This window comes from Bradyrhizobium sp. OK095, assembly GCF_900109945.1.
Classification (GTDB): Bacteria; Pseudomonadota; Alphaproteobacteria; order Rhizobiales; family Xanthobacteraceae; genus Bradyrhizobium.
Genome location: NZ_FOBX01000002.1, coordinates 470243 through 489047, shown reverse-complemented (window position 1 = coordinate 489047; position 18805 = coordinate 470243). Strand labels below are relative to the sequence as shown.

General features: G+C 64.4%; 17 protein-coding genes. 4 read left to right on the top strand and 13 right to left on the bottom strand.

Annotated features, from left to right (window positions below):
- The first annotated feature begins 193 nt into the window (after positions 1–193).
- Positions 194–916 carry a TIGR03809 family protein gene (locus BMW89_RS07305; protein WP_177195889.1) on the top strand — a complete coding sequence of 241 codons (723 nt, stop codon included), beginning with the start codon at positions 194–196 and terminating at the stop codon, positions 914–916.
- Here the strand turns inward: BMW89_RS07305 and BMW89_RS07300 are convergent.
- The 13 genes from BMW89_RS07300 to BMW89_RS07235 form a co-directional block, all read right to left on the bottom strand.
- Entirely contained in the window at positions 913–2283 is a 1371-nt protein-coding gene (locus BMW89_RS07300; protein WP_092024148.1) for a TIGR03808 family TAT-translocated repetitive protein, read from the bottom strand. The genes BMW89_RS07305 and BMW89_RS07300 overlap by 4 nt on opposite strands.
- A gap of 487 nt (positions 2284–2770) precedes the next feature.
- The gene (locus tag BMW89_RS07290; protein WP_092024144.1) at positions 2771–3421 is read right to left on the bottom strand and encodes a pyroglutamyl-peptidase I; all 651 of its coding nucleotides are present in this window, start codon (positions 3419–3421) and stop codon (positions 2771–2773) included.
- A complete protein-coding gene (meaB, locus tag BMW89_RS07285; RefSeq protein ID WP_092024142.1) occupies positions 3418–4407 on the bottom strand; it encodes a methylmalonyl Co-A mutase-associated GTPase MeaB in 990 nt (329 codons plus the stop codon). The genes BMW89_RS07290 and meaB overlap by 4 nt, the downstream gene beginning before the upstream one ends.
- 90 nt (positions 4408–4497) lie before the next feature.
- A complete protein-coding gene (locus tag BMW89_RS07280; RefSeq protein ID WP_092024140.1) occupies positions 4498–5484 on the bottom strand; it encodes a Bug family tripartite tricarboxylate transporter substrate binding protein in 987 nt (328 codons plus the stop codon).
- 130 nt (positions 5485–5614) lie between these two features.
- Positions 5615–6385 (bottom strand): RsiV family protein, encoded by a 771-nt coding sequence (locus tag BMW89_RS07275; RefSeq protein ID WP_092024138.1) that lies wholly within the window; start codon positions 6383–6385, stop codon positions 5615–5617.
- A gap of 59 nt (positions 6386–6444) precedes the next feature.
- On the bottom strand, positions 6445–8601 hold the full coding sequence (gene scpA / locus BMW89_RS07270; RefSeq protein WP_092024703.1) for a methylmalonyl-CoA mutase: 2157 nt from the start codon (positions 8599–8601) through the stop codon (positions 6445–6447).
- 24 nt (positions 8602–8625) lie between these two features.
- Positions 8626–9090, bottom strand: coding sequence for a GFA family protein (locus BMW89_RS07265; protein WP_092024136.1), 465 nt, complete (start codon positions 9088–9090; stop codon positions 8626–8628).
- Positions 9087–10958 carry a methylmalonyl-CoA mutase family protein gene (locus BMW89_RS07260; RefSeq protein ID WP_092024134.1) on the bottom strand — a complete coding sequence of 624 codons (1872 nt, stop codon included), beginning with the start codon at positions 10956–10958 and terminating at the stop codon, positions 9087–9089. Before BMW89_RS07260 ends, BMW89_RS07265 begins: the two co-directional genes overlap by 4 nt.
- Before the next feature lie 81 nt (positions 10959–11039).
- Positions 11040–11531 (bottom strand): 2-amino-4-hydroxy-6-hydroxymethyldihydropteridine diphosphokinase, encoded by a 492-nt coding sequence (folK, locus tag BMW89_RS07255; protein ID WP_092024132.1) that lies wholly within the window; start codon positions 11529–11531, stop codon positions 11040–11042.
- Position 11532: 1 nt separating this feature from the next.
- Complete coding sequence (folB, locus tag BMW89_RS07250; protein WP_092024130.1) at positions 11533–11901, bottom strand: dihydroneopterin aldolase; 369 nt, start codon at positions 11899–11901, stop codon at positions 11533–11535.
- Positions 11898–12770, bottom strand: a complete 873-nt coding sequence (gene folP, locus BMW89_RS07245) for a dihydropteroate synthase (RefSeq protein ID WP_092024128.1) — start codon at positions 12768–12770, stop codon at positions 11898–11900. Before folP ends, folB begins: the two co-directional genes overlap by 4 nt.
- A gap of 289 nt (positions 12771–13059) precedes the next feature.
- Positions 13060–13467 carry a DUF4332 domain-containing protein gene (locus BMW89_RS07240; protein WP_092024126.1) on the bottom strand — a complete coding sequence of 136 codons (408 nt, stop codon included), beginning with the start codon at positions 13465–13467 and terminating at the stop codon, positions 13060–13062.
- Between the two features lie 39 nt (positions 13468–13506).
- Positions 13507–13872: a hypothetical protein gene (locus tag BMW89_RS07235; RefSeq protein ID WP_092024124.1), complete on the bottom strand. Its 366-nt coding sequence runs from the start codon at positions 13870–13872 to the stop codon at positions 13507–13509.
- Positions 13873–14203: 331 nt separating this feature from the next.
- On the opposite strand from BMW89_RS07235, the gene BMW89_RS07230 reads away from it, so the two are divergent.
- The 3 genes from BMW89_RS07230 (at position 14204) to BMW89_RS07220 (ending at position 18703) form a co-directional block, all read left to right on the top strand.
- A complete protein-coding gene (locus tag BMW89_RS07230) occupies positions 14204–15826 on the top strand; it encodes a helicase HerA-like domain-containing protein (protein ID WP_092024122.1) in 1623 nt (540 codons plus the stop codon).
- A gap of 130 nt (positions 15827–15956) precedes the next feature.
- The gene (locus BMW89_RS07225; RefSeq protein WP_177195888.1) at positions 15957–17285 is read left to right on the top strand and encodes a glycosyltransferase family 87 protein; all 1329 of its coding nucleotides are present in this window, start codon (positions 15957–15959) and stop codon (positions 17283–17285) included.
- Between the two features lie 23 nt (positions 17286–17308).
- Entirely contained in the window at positions 17309–18703 is a 1395-nt protein-coding gene (locus BMW89_RS07220; RefSeq protein WP_092024119.1) for a M20/M25/M40 family metallo-hydrolase, read from the top strand.
- The last annotated feature ends 102 nt before the right edge of the window (positions 18704–18805 follow it).

Genomic DNA, 18805 nt, shown 5'->3' with positions numbered 1-18805 from the left:
GTCCGTCATGCTTGCGCGAAGCTTGACTCGGAAATGCCTGAGAACTCCGCACGACTACGGTCTTTCAAGACGAAAGCCGTGTCGTTGCTGGACAAGTCAAAACTTTTCCACAAAATATTCATGTCGCGTCTAAATTGATTCGTGTGTGCGTTGCGTCCCCCGCGTCCGTATTTTTCTCCTGACGGGCTGGTTCATGACACATCGCCAAAGCACCGGTCACCGCGAACTTGCGGCACGCTGGTGCGCTCTCGCCGAGCAGCGGCTGGAACATCTCTCTGAAATGTTCGAGACCGGACGCTGGCGCCGCTATCACTCCGAGATCGCATTCCTCGAAAACATCCAGGAAGCCAAACGCGCCGTCCAGACCTGGCGCGCCATCGCGACCGGCGGGGACGTCGCCGCGGCCGCCGCAAGCGTCACCACCGCCTTCGGCTGGTCGCCGGCCACCATGCCCCGGGTGTTTCCGCGTGATCAGGCGCAGGCGCAGACCGTGCAGCCGAAGGCCGTGCACATTGTCCCCGAGACCGCCGTGCCGGTCAGGCTCGATCCCAAGCCGGACGTTCTCGCCGAGATCACCGAAGCGCCGCTCGCCCCGGCCGCACCGCTTGCGGCGCGTGCTGCGATGGCCTCGTTCACCGCGCCTGCCGAGATACCATCGCTCAGGGCGCCCGCTGCGAGGGCGCCGTTCGTCGCACCTGCCGTGAGGTCGCCGGTCGCCGCGTCTGCCGCAACGGCGTCACGCACCGCGCCCGCCGTAAGGCCGCCGCTGGCCACGCCTGCCGCCATGGCAACGCTTCTGCCGCAGTTCGCCCCGCCCGCCGCAGAAATCGTCGCAGCCCCCGAGCGCGTCGTCGAATTCACCTTCAACCTCGACGGCCTGGAAGCAAAGTACCCGCTGCTGCGCAACGCGTTCTAGCGCCGCACCGCGTTCCCCCCGATCATCAGCTGCGCAAACCGTTGCGCGCCGTCGGCCGACAGGTCCGCCGTCACCGCGCGGGCGTGGTCGAGGCCGACCACGGCGCCGCGCGGGGTTTCCGAGATCATGTTGTTGTTGACGAGGGCGGTGCCGGCGCCGGGCACCACGGAGACGCCGATGCCGGCCAGCGCCTTGCGGATCACATTGCCCGTGATCGCGACGTCGCGCAGATATTTGCCCCAGCCGGCGACGATGCCGTAGGACGGCGCGTTCTCGATGACGTTGCCGGTCACGGAGGTGTCGGCCTCGATGTAGATGCCGACGCCGGCATCGTCATCTGGCGCGGTGCCGATCGGCCGCTTCGGGATCAGATTGCGGATGATGTTGCCCTGGACCACCGCGATGCGGCCGCCTTCGTTGAAATTGCAGACGGAGACGCCGACGGCGGCGCCATCGACCGTATTGTTGGCGATCACCGCGGCCTCGAACGCAAACTCCGAATAGAGCGCGACCTCGCGAACGTCGCTGACGCTGTTGCCTGATATGTGGATGTTGGAGGCCGAATTGCCGCGCACCGCCGAGTAGTCGCAATTCCTGATGCGGTTGCCGCGCACGATCACATTGCCGGCACGGAAGGCGTTGATGGCGTTGCCGTACTGGCCCGAGCCGCCGGGGCCGGCCTTGATGTCCTCGATGCGATTATCCGTGACCAGCGTGCCGTCGTCGCCGATCGCGGTGCGCAGGATCTCGATGCCGTTGTCATTGGTGCCGATGATGGTGTTGCGGGAGACGCTGAGGCCCCTCGCATCGAACGAGACCACCGCCGTCACTGTGATGTTGGTCAAGATGTTGCCGGAGATATCGCCCGAGACCTGCTCGAGCCAGATGCCGCAGCCGCCCGAGTTCGTGATCTCGCAATCGGTGATGCGGACGTCACGCCCGCCGAGGACATGGACCAGCCCGCGCCGCGCCGGCAGCGCAATGCCGCCGCCGTCGAAGGTGATGCCGGTGAGGCCGATGGAGTCGGAGCCATCGCTCTGGATCGCCGAGGTCCCGCCGGTGAAGACGAGTTTTGTCGCGCCGCGCACACCGATCAGTTGCGCCCCGTTCGGCAGCCGCAGCAATCCGCTGCGGTAGACGCCGGGCGGCAAGGCGAGGGGCATCTGCGCGCGCGCGGCTTCATCAATGGCGCGCTGGAGCACGCGCGTCTGGTCCTCGCTGCTGCCGGGTCGCACGTCGTAGTGCGTGGCATCGCGGCCGAGCAGGGACGTCAGCGGCGCGGCGCGCGCGGCGTCGGCCGGCATGGCCAGCGCGCCGGCAATGCCAGCGGTGGAAGCTCCGATGAGATGACGGCGGTTGAGATCCATGATGCGTCTTCCGGCGGACGCGGGACGTGTCCGCAGCGGTTAGGTAGCGCAGAAATGGGGCAGGGCGGGCGAAGCCGTAGCGATTGTTGGTTGGTAGGGTTAAATGTTTACCTCAGCGGAGCTCAATGCCATTGCTGCTTCTCTGGGTTTGAGAGCCGATCGCGATAGATCCAAACATGCCTAAAGCCCGCCCACCACTGGAGCCACTCAGCCCGTTTCCTCTCGAAGAGGACGAGGCGATACTCATCAGGAACACCGTGCGACGGTTCTATGGTGAGGATGCGGTGGTACGGAGCTTTGGTCCCGACCGAGACCATTTAATGCTGCACGTGGAAACCAGCGCACTCCTTGGGACTTTTGGTCATTCCGACTGCATGGGCGTTATCTACGCCCGCATCGATCGAAGCCGAATCTCTTGCTGTGTCACAAAGCGAGGGCACCGCATCCGCGGCCAAGCGAAGATCGCCTATAGACAGGGCGTCGTGCTCTAGGACGAAGTGCGCCCCTTCCGCGCCAATTGCACCATCTCCACCAGCATCGCCTCGCCGGCATCCACCAGTTCCTCCAGCGTGATCCGCGCGGCGCCCTTGCGGCGCACGGCGCCACTGCGTGCAAGCAGCGGAATATGGATGAATGCCGCAAGCTGCGGTCCGTCCGCCCTTGCGTGCTCGATCGCGCGCCAGCTCAGATAATTGCAGAGATAGGCGCCGGCATCGCGCGAGGCGCGTGCATCGATGCCGGTGAGGCGCGCGGCGCGCAGCAGTTTTGCCGTGTGCGGACCGAACATCATCGCATCCGCTTGGCCTTCGATGCCGCGCTTGCTCGAGCGGGTGTTGGCGGCATCCGGCCAGAGCATGGTGACGGCATTGCGCGCGCGCGTCTCGATGCGCAGATAGGGCGTGCGTGCCGCGAGGCCGAACATCAGCAGCGCATCCGGTTTCTCTTTCGCGAGCACCTCAGGCAATTGCCGGTCGACCGCGGCATAAGTGACCGGAAAGATGTGGCTTGCGATTGCGACATCGTCGAGCGCCGGGCGGCGCAATTGCGCCAGCCGCGCCACCAGCGGCTGCGTCGGATTATAGGGCGCCCCCGGAAACGGCCCGAAGCCGGTGAGGAGAATGCGGAGCTTGTCGCTCATTGCAGCAACTCCAGAATCTTCTCGGCGGCAAGCGCCGGCGTGAGATGGCCTTCGGCGACTTCAGTCTCGATCTTCTTGACCTTCGTCCGCACCGATGCCTCGCTGCGCAGCCGCGAAAGCATCCGCTGCTCCAGCATCGACCACATCCACTTCACCTGCTGGTCGCGCCGCCGCGCGGCAAAATCGCCGGATGCGTTCATCGCCTTGCGGTGATCGAGCACCTTCTGCCACAGCTCGGCGATGCCGGTGCCGGCCAGCGCGGAGTAGGTGACAACAGGCGGATGCCAGTGCTCGGACCGCGGCGTCAAAATATGCAGCGCGCCGCGATAGTCGGCGGCGGTGATATTGGCGCGCTTGAGGTTGTCGCCGTCGGCCTTGTTGATGGCGATCATGTCGGCGAGCTCGACCAGGCCTTTCTTGATGCCTTGCAACTCGTCGCCGCCGCCCGGCAGCATCAGCGCGAGGAAGAAATCGGTCATGTCGCAGACAGCCGTCTCGGACTGGCCGATGCCGACGGTCTCGACCAACACGACACCGAAGCCGGCCGCCTCGCACAGCAGCATCGCTTCACGCGTCTTGGCCGCAACGCCTCCCAGCGTGCCTGACGATGGCGAGGGGCGGATGAAGGCATCGTCGGAGGCCGACAGTTGCGCCATCCGCGTCTTGTCGCCGAGGATCGAGCCGCCGCTGCGCGCGGAGGACGGGTCGACCGCAAGCACCGCGACCTTGTGGCCCTGTTCGATCAGGTAGCTGCCGAGCACATCGATGGTCGTGGATTTCCCGACGCCGGGCGAGCCGGTGATTCCGACGCGAAACGCCTTGCCGGTGTCAGGGAGCAGCATCTGCACCAGCTCCCGCGCCAGCGCCTGGTGATCGCCGCGGCGGCTCTCCACCAGCGTAATCGCCCGCGCCAGCGCCGCACGGCTGCCGGCGCGGAGGTCGCGGGCGAGGGTCTTGATGTCGAGCGGGGCCTTCTTCTCAGTCATGCCCTGCTTTACAACGCCCCGGCGAGGCAGGCGAGGGCCGCTGAGCTAAGGATGTTGCCGCAGCTGGGGCGCTCGGGATGAGGTGTCAAATCAGGCCTTCGCAAAACCGGCTGCCTTCATGGCTTGACCCATCTGGCCGTCCGCTTGGTCCATGAAGGTCGCGAACTGGCCGGCATCGCGCCAAACGGTGCCGAAGCCGCGTTTGGTCATGAAGTCTCTGAACTGGGGGGAGTCGTACACCTTCTTCAAGGACGCGCTCAGCCTTGTGGCGGCCTCCGGAGCCAAGCCTCTCGGCGCGCCGATGCCGCGCCATGAGCTGTTGGAATAGTCGACGCCGAGCGCCTCTTTCAGCGTCGGGACGTCGGGAAAGATCGGATTGCGTGCAGGCGCCATGATCGCGAGGCTCCGCGCCTGACCTGCCCCGATTGTGGCCCGCGCCTCCGGCACCGAGCAGGTGGTCAGATCGAGGCTGCCTGCGACCAGATCCTGCATGGCCGGTGCTGCGCCATTCGACGCTGACCACGAGACCTGGTTCACCGGCAATCCCATCGCCTGCATCCAGCCGACGAGTGCGAGATGCCAGATGCCGCCTTGTCCCGTGCCCGATGCCTTGAACCTTCCGGGCGGCGCTATCTTGATGGCATCCATGAGCTCCTTCACCGTCTTGTACGGCGATGACGAGGAGACCTGGATGCCCGGCGGGTCTTCATTCATCAGCGCCAGGGCCGTGAAGTTCCGCGGCGTTAATTGGGTCAAGCCCTGCCAATGCAGCATCGAGATTTCGACGGTCAGCATGCCGATCGTGTAGCCGTCCGGCGGCGCGGTTGCGATCTCGGCATGGCCAACGGCGCCGGAGCCGCCGGTTCGGTTGACGACGGTGAAGGGCTGGCCGAGCTCCTTCTCCAGCAGCGTCGCGACGATACGCGCGGTTGCATCCGTGCCGCCGCCGGCACCCCAGGGCACGATTAAGGTCACCGGCCGCGCGGGATAGGCTTGCGCAAGTGCGGGTGTGAGGAGAGCGGATGTGGCAACGGCCACAGAAGAAGCCGCGAAACTGCGGCGCGTGATTCCTGGCATCAATGTTCCCGTCGGCGCCCTCGGGAATCGGGCTCTTTTCAATGCAACATTTTAGGCGGAATTGCCCTGATGTCGCAAGCAGCGGCACCATCGCGCTGTGTGCAACAGGTCCCGTTCGATCTTAGGGCGATCACTGCGCCTCGTCCGCATCGCCCTTCTGCCGTGCGCCGCCGAAGATGCGTGTGCCTTCCGCAGTGAGATAGGGCTTCAGCGTCTCCCACGGCACGAACGCGACATATTCGCCCTCGGCGTAGGGACCGACCGCATAAGGCGGATAGTGGAAGGTGAGCCCGGAACTTTTGCCGGCTTCGGTTGACGGCGCCAGCGTCACTGCGCCGATCTTGACGAGGCTCGGCTCCACGCTCTTGAACCATTCGTCGGTTGCGGTCTCGCTGGTGTCGCGCTTCTTCTTCTCGATTTTCAGCGAGGCGATCACGGCTTTCACCATCGCCTTCATGGTGGGGCCGCCGTCGGCGGTCTCGGTGAAGAACGGCCGGATCGAGATGCGCTTGCTCTCCGCCTTGTCCCACAGGATCGTGTTCACGTCCGAATTGGGATGGGCGCCGTGGGTGTCCATGTAGTCGTTGCGGAGGATGCTGACATAGCGGTCCGCGACAACCGAGCGGATCGCATATTTGCGCTCGAAATTCCAGCCGCCGTCTTTGAAGAATTGCGGATCCTCTTTGCGCGAGGCCGCAGCTTCGCGAGCGTTCTTGTCGAGCCACTTCTTGCCCTCAGCCAGGCAATCCGCTGCCAGTGCCGCATCCGCCTTGATCTTGTCGTCGAGGAAGATATGGGCCTCGATGCTCTTGTTCTTGATGACGGCGTCGGGCTTGGGGTCGGCGGCGAGGGCGGAGCTGAACAGCGCGCCGCAAACAACGACCGCAGTGAGCGCGCGCATGAACGTTGGCGCGAGAGACATCACGCAAAATCCTTCTTGTCGGAAGATCGGCGACGAAGCTACTCCGCCGCCTCGCTATGTCCGAGCCGTGCATTCAGCTTGCGGATCAGCTCCTCGGCGGCTTCCGCGATCACCGTGCCGGGCGGGAAGATCGCTTCGGCACCGGCCGCATACAGCGCATCGTAATCCTGCGGCGGCACCACACCGCCGACGATGATCATGATGTCCTCGCGGCCCTGCTTCTTCAGCGCGGCCTTCAGCTCCGGCACGGCGGTGAGGTGCGCAGCGGCCAGCGAAGAGACGCCGAGGATGTGGACGTCGTTCTCGACCGCTTGGCGCGCGGCTTCGTCGGCGGTTGCGAACAGCGGCCCGATGTCGACGTCGAAGCCGATGTCGGCGAAGGCAGACGCGATCACCTTCTGGCCGCGGTCGTGGCCGTCCTGGCCGATCTTTGCGACCAGGATGCGCGGACGGCGGCCTTCGGCCTCCTCGAAGGCGTCGATCAGCGCCTGAACCTTCTCGACCTGGTTGCCCATGGTGGATGCTTCCCGCTTGTAGACGCCGGTGATGGATTTGATCTCGGCACGGTGGCGGCCGAACACCTTTTCCATCGCGTCCGAAATTTCACCGACAGTCGCCTTCGCACGCGCCGCGTCGATCGCGAGCGCAAGCAGATTGCCGTTGCCTTCGCCGGCCGAGCGCGTGATCGCGGCGAGCGCGGCATCGACGTCCTTCTGGCTGCGCTCGGATTTCAGGCGCGTCAGCTTGTCGATCTGGAGTCGGCGAACATTGGTGTTGTCGACCTTGAGGATGTCGATGGCGGCTTCGTCGGTCGGCTTGTACTTGTTGACGCCGATCACCGCCTGCCTGCCGGCATCGATGCGGGCCTGGGTCTTGGCGGAGGCCTCCTCGATTCGCAGTTTGGGCACGCCGGCCTCGATCGCCTTGGCCATGCCGCCGAGCTCCTCGACCTCCTGGATATGGCCCCAGGCTTTCGCGGCGAGGTCGCGGGTGAGACGCTCGACGTAATACGAGCCGCCCCAGGGATCGATGATGCGGGTGGTGCCGCTCTCCTGCTGCAGGAACAGCTGGGTGTTGCGGGCGATGCGCGCCGAGAAATCGGTCGGCAGCGCCAAGGCCTCGTCGAGCGCATTGGTGTGCAGCGACTGGGTGTGGCCTTGGGTGGCCGCCATCGCCTCCACCGTCGTGCGCATCACATTGTTGAAGACGTCCTGCGCGGTCAGCGACCAACCCGAGGTCTGGCTGTGCGTGCGCAGCGACAGCGAGCGCGGGTCTTTCGGATTGAACGGCTTCAGCAGCTTCGCCCAAAGCAGGCGGGCGGCGCGCAGCTTGGCGACTTCCATGAAGAAGTTCATGCCGATCGCCCAGAAGAACGACAGCCGCGGCGCGAAGCGGTCGACGTCAAGCCCGGCGGCAAGGCCGGCACGCAGATATTCGACGCCATCGGCAAGCGTGTAGGCGAGCTCGAGATCCTGCGTCGCGCCGGCCTCCTGCATGTGATAGCCGGAGATCGAGATCGAATTGTATTTCGGCATTTTTTGCGAGGTGTATGCAAAAATGTCCGAGATGATCCGCATCGAGGGCGCGGGCGGATAGATATAGGTGTTGCGCACCATGAACTCTTTCAGAATATCGTTCTGAATGGTGCCCGACAGTTTTTCGGGCGCCACGCCCTGTTCGCCGGCGGCAGCGACATAGAGCGCGAGGATCGGCAGCACCGCGCCGTTCATGGTCATGGACACGCTCATCTGGTCGAGCGGAATCCCCGCAAACAGCGTGCGCATGTCGTAGATGGAATCGATGGCCACACCGGCCATGCCGACGTCGCCGCCGACGCGCGGATGATCCGAGTCATAGCCGCGATGGGTGGCGAGATCGAAGGCGACCGAGAGGCCTTTCTGTCCAGCCGCGAGGTTGCGGCGGTAGAACGCGTTGGAATCCTCCGCCGTGGAGAAGCCGGCATATTGCCTGACGGTCCAGGGCTGGTTGACATACATGGTCGGGTAGGGACCGCGCAGATAGGGTGCGATGCCCGGATAGGTCTCGAGGAAATCGAGCCCGGCAAGATCCGCCTCGCCATAGGCGGGCTTCACCAGAATGCCCTCGGGCGTCAGCCACGGCTCGGCGCTGCCGGCTGGAGCTGCGGTGGCGATGCGCTCGAAGGCGACGTCGGCGAAATTTGGAATGCGGCTCATGGCTTCAACCATATCATGGACGCCTCAATCATGATCCGGATGCTGATGGCTGACGATGGTCGCCATCTTCTCCGGCCCGTAATTCTGTTGCGTGGTCTGGCTCGGCAAATTGGAGATGCCGACCACCCAGCCGAGGCGGGACTCGCTCCCGTACTGCCGGGTCGGCACCAGTCGGTCAGGCCGGTCGAAGGCGCCGGTCATGATCTCGATCCGCTCACCGTCGATGCGGCCGAAACTGAGAGGCGTGCCGCAGGCCGCGCAATAGCCGCGGTCGGCGATCGAGGACGAGCGAAACAACGCCGGCTGTCCCTTGGTCCAGGCAAAATCCGTCCGGTTGATGTCGGCGAACGAGGCGAACGGCGCGCCGCTGGCCTTCTGGCACATCCGGCAATGGCAGATCGAAATCTTGTTCGGTGCCGCCGTCAGCGCAAAGCGCACCGCGCCGCATTGGCAGCCGCCGGTGAGAACGGGTTTGCTGGCGTCGCTCATGCCTGTTCCATCCGCAGGTAGGCCTCCTGCAACGTGGCAAGCGCATCGCCGCCGGCAAAGACGAAACCCGTGACGCCGGCTGCACGGAGGGCCGCCTCGGCATCAGTCGGGCGTCCCGCCAGATAGATATGTCGGCTGCCTGCAGTTTGCAGGGCCTTCGCCGCGGCTTCGGCGTGTTCCGCATAGACCTTGTCGCTGGAACAAAGACAGGCAAGCCCGGCGCCGGAGGCCTTGAAGGCGGCGGCCAGCGTGGCCGGATCGGCAAATCCCTCGCTGTCGACGGCCTCGATGCCGCCGGCCTCGAAGAAGCTCTTGGCAAAGGTCGCGCGTGCCGTGAAATCTGCGGCCGTGCCGAGATTGGCCAGAAACACCTTTGGCCGGGCGCCGCGCGCCTTCAGCGCCGCATCGGATTTGTCGCGCAGCGCCTCGAACGGTTCCGCAAGCCGGACGGGAGGAAGCGCATCGAACTTGTACTTCTGCTCGCCGTAAGGCGCCAGCGCGACCGGCGTTGCCTTCAGCACCGCCGTCTCGCGCTCGTGCAGGTTCGGAAACTCGCTGGCGCCGGTCAGCACGTCGCGGCGTTCTGCGATATTGGCATCGCGCGCTTTTCGCGCGGCCGCGACCTTGCTCTGGAATAGGCCCTGCTGAAGCGCGGCAAAGGCGCCTCCGGCCTTCTCGCTCTCCTGGAACAGCGCCCAGACGGCGTCGCAAAGCTGTGCGGTCAGCGTCTCGATGCCGCCGGCGCCCGCTGCGGGGTCGCTGACCTTGGCGAGGTTGCTTTCTTCCAGCAGCAGGGCTTGCGTGTTGCGGGCCGCGCGCCGTGCGAACGGATCGGGCAGACCAAGCGCAAGCGTATGCGGTAGCACGGTGATCGCATTGGCACCGGCAAGGCCAGCCGCGAATGTCGCGATGGTCGCGCGCAGCATGTTCACGTAAGGGTCGCGCTGCGTCAGCATGCGCCAAGCGGTATCGGCCGCGATGAAGAGCGGCTTCGGGGTCAGCCCGCACGCCGTCTCGATGCGAGCCCACAACAGCCGCAATGCGCGGAATTTTGCCATGGTCAAAAACTGGTCGGCGTCGGCGGAGAGCCGCGCATAGATCATGCCCTGCGCCTGCTCGAGCGGAACGCCCGCGCTTTCGATCGCACGCAAATAAGCGACGCCGCAGGCGAGCACGAAGGCAAGCTCCTGCACCTCGGAGCCGCCGGCATCGTGGATCACGCGGCCGTCGGCCGAGGCAAACGGCCCCTTGAAGCCGAGTGCAGCAAGGCCCTTGATGCCGCCGGTGACCGCGGGAACGATTTCCTCCCACGTATACGGGCTGTGGCCCCACACCGCGCAAGCTGCAAGCGGATCGAGCCCGAAGCGGATGTTGCAGGCGGCGGGATCGAGGCCGTTGCTCTTCACATATTCCGCGACATGGATCGCGGCCATCCGCGATTGCGGGCCGATATCGAGCTCGATGCCGATGCCGGCATCGAGGTGAATGTCCTTCAAAACCTTTGCGACCGCATCGGCGGTCGGTTCCAAGCCGAAACCATGGGCGCCATTGCTACCAGCGAACACCAGCGAAAGCCCGGTTGCGCCATTCTCGAGATCGGTCAGCGCCTGCGCATTCGCGGCCACCGCATCGGGATGGTCGATCCGCTGCACGATCTGCCACGGCGCGGCCGCCGGCCGTCCCACCACCGGCGCAACGCCCCTGGCGCGCGGATAGAGCGGGTCGATCTTGAGTCCGTCATAGGTCTTGCCGACCAGCTTCTCGAACGGCGTGCCCTTGAGCACGCCGTCGACCAGCTTGCGCCAGTCCTCGACGGTGGCCTTGGGAAAATCGGCCGCCAACGGCAGGTCGTCAGTCACGGAGGTCATGCGGCCAAGGGCTCCCGAACGGCTTGTTATTCGCAGGCGAAATTGCCACGGCGGGCCGTCCCTGCAAACGGTTGTTTTTGGTTAACCGGTATCCGGAAGCCGCTCAATGCCTTGCGTCGAGACGCTGGCAAGCCCGTCACGCACACGAATGCCCGAGATCAGGCGGTCGGGCGCGATTTCGGCCAGCGGCACCAGCACGAAAGCGCGCTCGAACAGGCGCGGATGGGGCAGCGTCAGATCAGGCTTCTGAAAGCTGACGTCGTCATAGGCGATCATGTCGAGATCGAGCGTGCGCGGGCCCCATTGCCGGTCCTTGTCGCGCGTGCGGCCGAATTTCTGCTCGACCTTCTGCATCACGAACAGCAGCGCGTGCGGGTCGAGGTCGGTCTCGATCTCGACGCAGGCATTGACGAAAGGATCCTGGTCCTCGTCGCCCCAGGGCGGCGTCGCATAATCCGATGAGCGCGCGATCATTGCGGCCTGCGCCATGCCGCAGATGTGGGCGATCGCCTTGCGGAATGTCGTGCGGACATCGCCGACATTGCCGCCGAGCGCGATGAGCACGCTTGCCATGTCAGGGGTGCCGCGAGCGCGTCAGCATGATGCCGACGTCGTCGAAGATGGCGGGGATCGGCGCATGCGGCTTGTGCACGGTGATCTTCACGGCGCGGATGCGCGGGAAATGCAACAGGATGGCATCGGCGACCGCACCGGCCGCGCGCTCCAAAAGCTTGTAATTGGTGTTCTTGAACGCCGCCGTCGTGGTCGCGACGACTTCGGCGTAGGACACGGTGTCGGCGAGCTTGTCAGAGCGCGAGGGCTCCGACAGGTCGGTATAGAGTTCGAGATCGATGATAAACCGCTGGCCGACCTCGGTCTCGTGCTCCATCACGCCATGGCGGGCGTGGATCGACAGGCCGGTCACGAAGATCGTATCGGTCATGGCTTGCTCTCTGGCTTGCTCTCGATTGCATTGGCGACCCGCAGGGCCTGCAAGGTCTCGGCGACGTCATGGGTGCGGATGATTTTCGCGCCCTTCTGCGCGGCGATCAAATGCGCGGCGATCGAGCCGGCGAGCCGCCCCGATGGCTCCGATGGCGACACCGAGGCGATGAAGCGTTTTCGCGAGGCACCGACCAGGATCGGCAGGCCGAATATTTTGAGCTCGCCGAGCCGCGCCAGCGCGAGCATGCTCTGCTCGGCGGTCTTGCCGAAACCGATGCCGGGATCGAGCACGATTTTGTCGCGCGCGATGCCGGCTTTCGCGGCGATATCCAGCGAGCGCAGGAAAAATGCTTTCATGTCCACGACGATGTCGATGGCGGGATCGACGCTGTCGCGGTTGTGCATGACGATGATTGGGACGCCTCTCGCGGCGACCAGCGGGGCCATGCCGGCGTCACGTTGCAGGCCCCAGACGTCGTTGGCGATCGCCACGCCCTGGTCGAGCGCGAAGGCGACGACCTCCGCCTTCATGCTGTCGATCGACACCGGCACGCCGAGCGCGACGATGCCTGCCAGCACCGGCTTCAGCCGGGCAAGCTCGTCCGCCGCCGTGACGGCCTTCGCGCCGGTGTAGGGCCGGGTGGATTCGGCGCCGATGTCGATGATGTCGACGCCATCAGCGATCATCGCCCGCGCCCGCTTCAGCGCCTGCTCGGGCGCGATGAACTCACCGCCGTCGGAGAAGGAGTCCGGGGTGACGTTGAGCACGCCCATCACTGCCGGGAGAGGCCGTTCCAGCAGTTTCCGTAACGTATCAGCCCTGGCCGAGCCGGCCGGCGGGACGGATGGGGAGGGCGAGGCATTCATGCGGCTCGCTTTAGCGGTCGGGGAGGGGGAGTTCAAGGCGGGAAGGGGGCATTGCCGACGTGCCCACGCGCCCGGCCTTCACCTGCGCAGGATGCTCTCGTGCCCCGGACGCAGCGCAGCGCTCCTTTAGCGGTGCGCTGCTGAGCCGGGGCCGATGCTGCCGAGAACTGCTTGCGTGGCATGGGTCCCGGCTCTGCGCAGCAACGCTAAGCGCGTTGCAGCGCGTCCGGGACACGAGACCTCGCGCCGCTCACGAGACGGCACCAAGGGGATACGGAGAGCGCCGGCCCTAATACGTAATCTTCGGCTGCAGCTTCTTCGCCTTGGCGATGATGTCGCCGACCGACTTCTCCGACGGCAGGATGCGGACGAGCTTTCTCTTCTCGTTGGCGTCCCGCATGCTCTGGGCGAGTCTTGCCGGATTCCGATAGGAGAGCTCGCGCACGGTGGTGACGCCGGCGGCGCGGACGAGGCCGACCTTGGCGCGGCCCATGCCGGGGATGCGCATGTAGTCGGAGACGTTGGCCCATTCCAGCAGCTGCTGCTCGCTGATGCCGGTCCTGGCGGAGAGCGCCTTGCGGCCCTTCACGGTGGAGGCCGCATCGAGCAGCGCGTCGGTCGTGCGGATACCTTGCGCCTTCAACTTGTTGGCGGCAAAGGCCGACAGGCCCTCAATCTCGGAGATCGGATATGTCATGATACTCGATGTGAAATACTTGGGCTTAATACTTGGGCTTCAGGCGAACTGGCCGAGGCCCGGAGTCCCCGCAATGATCTTGCCCATCTGATCCGCTCCGATTTTGTCTCGGCCGAAGCGGAAAAGTTCACGGGCAATCGTCTGAATGTCGGACATGCCAAGTCCGAGGCCCATCAGGCGCGTGCCGACCGCCATCAGGCCGCCGCCCATCAGCCGCGATAGTCCGCCGCCGCTCTTGGACGCCTCGATGGCTGCTTCTGCACCGGGAATCTGATCGATCAGGGTCTGGACGCTGTCGGAAGGACCCTCGTTGCGAAGGAAGCCCAGGATAATGCCGACGGTCTTTTCAGCCACAGCACTATCTATGCTGGCGTTTGTCGCCAGCCGCCCGATCAGCTCGTCCATATGGCCTGCCCCTCAGCCGGTTCACATGCCGGAGTATTATTTTCGAGAATGATCTTGAGCCGGTGTGATGTGAAATACAAGCGATGAACGCTCGCAACGTTCCGATTCATTCTCGAACGCGCGAAAGGTGTTGCAGCGATGCAAGAGCAAAGATGGAATCGGCAAAAAATTGCCGCGGTGCGAACGCCGCGTTCCTACTTTCGGCTGATGTCGTTCGTTTGCTTCCGACAGCGTTGAACGGTTTTGATCGGCGCGCGACATGCGTTAAACTACGGAACTGGTGCATTTGAGTTTCAATACGCGAAACACCGCAGAGAGATCAGAGAGAATAATGACCGCACAGGACAGCAAGCTCGGCGATACCGGCGACAAGATCTTCGTCGGCAAGGGAGACGAGCAGGCATGGCTGACGCTCGCGCTCGCCAATCGCCATGGTCTCGTCACCGGTGCAACTGGAACCGGCAAGACCGTGACGCTGCAAGTCATGGCGGAAGGATTTGCGCGCGCCGGTGTCCCGGTCTTCGCAGCCGACATCAAGGGCGACCTCTCCGGCATCTCCGAGGTCGGCGAGGCCAAAGACTTCATCGTTAAGCGTGCCACGGAGATGGGGCTGACATTCCAGCCCGACCAGTTCTCCACGGTGTTTTGGGACGTGTTCGGCGAACAGGGCCACCCGGTGCGGGCCACCGTCACCGAGATGGGGCCGCTTCTGCTGGCGCGCATGCTCGACCTGAATGATGTGCAGGAAGGCGTGCTCAATGTCGCCTTCCGCGTCGCCGACGACGCGGGCCTGACCCTCATCGATATGAAGGATCTGCGCGCGCTGCTCGATGCCATCGTGCCGGATGCCGGCAAGAAGGGCGCGGATGCCGAGGAAAGTCCGCTTGCCGACATCAAGAAGGCGGCGCAGGGTTTTGGCAACGTCACCAAGGCGACTGTCGGCACCATCCAGCGCCAGCTTCTGGTGCTGGAGAACCAGGGCGCCTCCAAATTCTTTGGCGAGCCGGCGCTGACGCTGAAGGATTTCATGAAGACCGACCGCGACGGCCGCGGCATGGTCAACATCCTTGTTGCCGACAAGCTAATGCAGAGCCCGCGGCTTTACGCGACATTCCTGCTGTGGATGCTGTCAGAGCTGTTCGAGGAATTGCCCGAGGTCGGCGACCTGCCGAAGCCAAAACTGGTGTTCTTCTTCGACGAGGCGCATCTGCTGTTCAACGACGCGCCGAAGGCGCTGATGGACAAGATCGAGCAGGTGGTGCGCCTGATCCGCTCCAAGGGCGTCGGCGTCTACTTCGTCACGCAAAACCCGATCGACGTACCGGATCGCGTGCTCGGGCAGATGGGCAATCGGGTGCAGCACGCGTTGCGCGCCTTTACTCCGCGCGACCAGAAGGCGGTCGCTGCCGCAGCCCAGACCTTTCGCCCCAACCCGAAGCTCGACACAGCCAAGGTGATCATGGAGCTCGGCAAGGGCGAGGCACTGGTGTCCTTCCTCGAAGGCAACGGCACGCCTGCGATGGTCGAGCGGGTGTTGATCCGGCCGCCATCGGCCCGGATCGGGCCGATCACGCCGGAAGAGCGCAAGGCGATCATGGATGCAAGCCCTGTGAAGGGCAAATACGACACCGCCGTCGATGCAGAGTCCGCCTATGAGGTGATCCAGAAGCGCATCGCCGGTACGGCGGCAACCGCCGATGCCGGCGCGGGCGGCGGAGGCGGCGGCATCCTCGGCCAGATCGGCTCGATCGTCGGCACCATCTTCGGCACCAACGTCAAACGCGGTCGTTTGTCGACGGGCCAGGTCATTGCGCGCGACATGACGCGATCGGTCACCAACCAGGTGATCGGGGGAATGGCCGCCAATATCGGCAAGTCGGTTGCCGGCCAGCTCGGCGGCTCGATCGGCCGCACCCTGGTCCGCGGCGCGCTCGGCGGGTTGCTGCGAAGGTAGGCAGCCAAGCCTGGTTTGGGGCAATTCGTCTGCCGGGGGCGAGCGCGCGACGGGTACAAATTCGGGTGAGGGGGGTTCTCCAAGCGTCCGTTGGTCTGCTACGTGCTAGATGTTGCCGACTGGATATAATGTGACATCATCGAATCTATCAGACAAACCGGGCGCACTCCGGACCTTCTCGCTGCGTGCGCCGCTCGACCTGCTCTTCCTGCTCTGCTGCCTGATCCTGACAGCTGATGTCCTCGGTCCGGAGATCTTCGGCCACGGCAAGACCAAGGATTATGGGCTCTGGTATTGGGCCGGACAGCAGGTCTTGCAGGGAGGGCCGCTCTATCCCGGCGATATCAGGGAGTACTTCGAGTTCATCTATCCGCCATTGCCCGCGATCCTGCTGGCGATCCCGAGCTGGTTCGGCAAGATCGCGCTCTACGCCGTCCTGTCGATCCTGAACGTCATGGCGTGGTGGTACACGGGCATGTTCTCCAATGCCATGACGGGATCGGGCCGCAGACCCGGTCCGTGGCTGGAGGCGCTGCCGGCCCTCGTCACCGTGACCTTCGTGTTCGACATGTTCGACCTCGGCCAGCCGAACCTCGTGCTGCTGGCGATGATGCTGTGGGGCTTCTGGTGCCTGCAGCATCAGCGGGGCTGGCTTGCAGGCTTCCTGTTCGCGCTCGCCACCGCCATCAAGGTGTTTCCGATCGCGGTGCTGCCCTATCTCATCTGGCGGCGGAATTGGTCGGCTGTCGTCGCGACGGTCGCCTTCACCGGCATCCTACTTTATGTCGCGCCGGCGCCGATCCGCGGCTTCGAGCGCAACGCGGCCGAACTCAAGACCTGGTACCAGGGCATGGTCGGCACGAGCTCGGAAAAGGGCTTTGGCCAGCGCGACGAGCAGAATTGGTCGTGGGTCAACCAGTCCCTCATTGCGGTCACGCACCGCCTGGTCCGCCCGATCAATTACAATCAGGAAGATCCCAACAAGCCGCCGCGCACGATGAATATCATCGACGTCGACTACAAGACGGCGAACCTGATCGTGCTGGCGCTATCGGCGCTGCTCGGGCTCGGCTTCCTTGCGGTGATGCCGCCGCAGCGGCGGCGAACGGCGCGCTCGGATGCCGAGGAGCTCGGCATCCTGTTCTGCCTGATGACGGTGGCCTCGCCCTTGGCGCGGCAATACTACTTCATGTGGCTGTTCTTCCCGATGACGGTGCTGATGCATCGCGCCGCCTACGACGTGCGACCGAATGTGCGGCTGGGAACCTGGCTTGCGCTGGGCGCTGCCGGCGTCCTCATGCTGCTGGCGCTGCCGTGGTTTCCCAATGTCATTCAGGCCTGGGGCAATAATCTCGCGGCCACGGCGGTTCTTGCAGGTAGCCTTGCATGGCACATCCGGCATCCGCCGGTTGCTTCTGGCTCCGAGCCCGAGACGGGGTTAAAACCCGGAACGTCTTAAGACTCAAAGTCAGGAATCCGACCATGGCCAATGCGCAGCTTCAATCCGTGCTCGATCACATCGACAAGGATTTTGACAACAGCCTGGAGCGTCTGTTCTCGCTGTTGCGGATCAAGTCGATCTCCGCAGATCCGGCCTTCGCAGGCGACTGCAAGGCGGCGGCCGAGCATCTTGCCAAGGACATCGCGAGCCTCGGTGTCGCAACCGAAGTGAGGTCGACCGCCGGCCATCCCGCCATCGTCGGCAAGATCAAGGCGGGTGGACGCCCGCACGTGATCTTCTACGGCCATTACGACGTGCAGCCGGTCGATCCGGAAAATCTTTGGCACCGTCCGCCATTCGAGCCCGTGGTCACGGATCATGCCGACGGCCGCAAGATCATCGTCGCGCGCGGCGCTGAGGACGACAAGGGCCAGGTGATGACCTTCGTCGAGGCCTGCCGCGCCTGGAAGAAGGTGACGGGTTCGCTGCCGATCGACGTCACCTTCCTGATCGAAGGCGAGGAGGAGGTCGGCTCGAAGAACTTTGTCCCCTTCATCGAGGCCAACAAGGACGAGTTCAAGGCAGACTACGTGCTCGTGTGCGACACTGGAATGTGGGATCGCAACACACCGGCGATCACGACGTCGCTGCGCGGCCTGCTCTATGAAGAGCTGAAGATCACCGCCGCGAACCGCGATCTGCATTCCGGCGTGTTCGGCGGCAGCGCCATGAACCCGATCCGGGTTCTCACAAAGATTCTCGGCGGTCTGTTCGACGACGACAACCGCATCACCATCCCCGGTTTCTACGACGGGGTGCAGGATCTGCCGCCCGATATCCTCGCGCAGTGGAAGAAGCTCAATCTGACGCCCGAGATGTTCTTGAAGCCGATCGGCCTGTCGATCCCGGCCGGCGAAAAGGGCCGGCTGCTGATCGAGCAGGCCTCCTCGCGTCCGACCTGCGACGTCAATGGCATCTGGGGCGGCTATATCGGCGAGGGCTCCAAGACGGTGATCCCGTCGCACGCTTCTGCAAAGGTCTCGTTCCGCTTGGTCGAAGGGCAGGACCCGCAAAAGATCCGCAAGGCTTTTCGCGATTACGTGTCGGCTCGCATTCCCGGCGATTGCAAGGTCGAGTTCGGCGACCATTCCGCCGCGCCTGCGGTTGCGCTCGACTGGAACATGAAGCCGCTCGCCGCAGCCAGCAAGGCATTGACCGAGGAGTGGGGCAAGGAGACCGTGCTGATGGGCTCCGGCGCCTCGATCCCGATCGTCGCCGATTTCAAGCGCGCGCTCGGGCTGGACTCGCTGCTGGTCGGCTTCGGCCTCGACGACGACAACATCCATTCGCCCAACGAGAAATACGATCTCCGCAGCTTCCAGAAGGGCATCCGCTCCTGGGCACGAATTCTCGCGGCGCTGGCCGAGGTGAAGTAAGGGCGGCGGTGCCGTAGGGTGGATTAGCCGAAGGCGTAATCCACCAACTTCGTTCTGCATGCGTGGATCCGTGGTGGATTACGCTTCGCTAATGCACCCTAC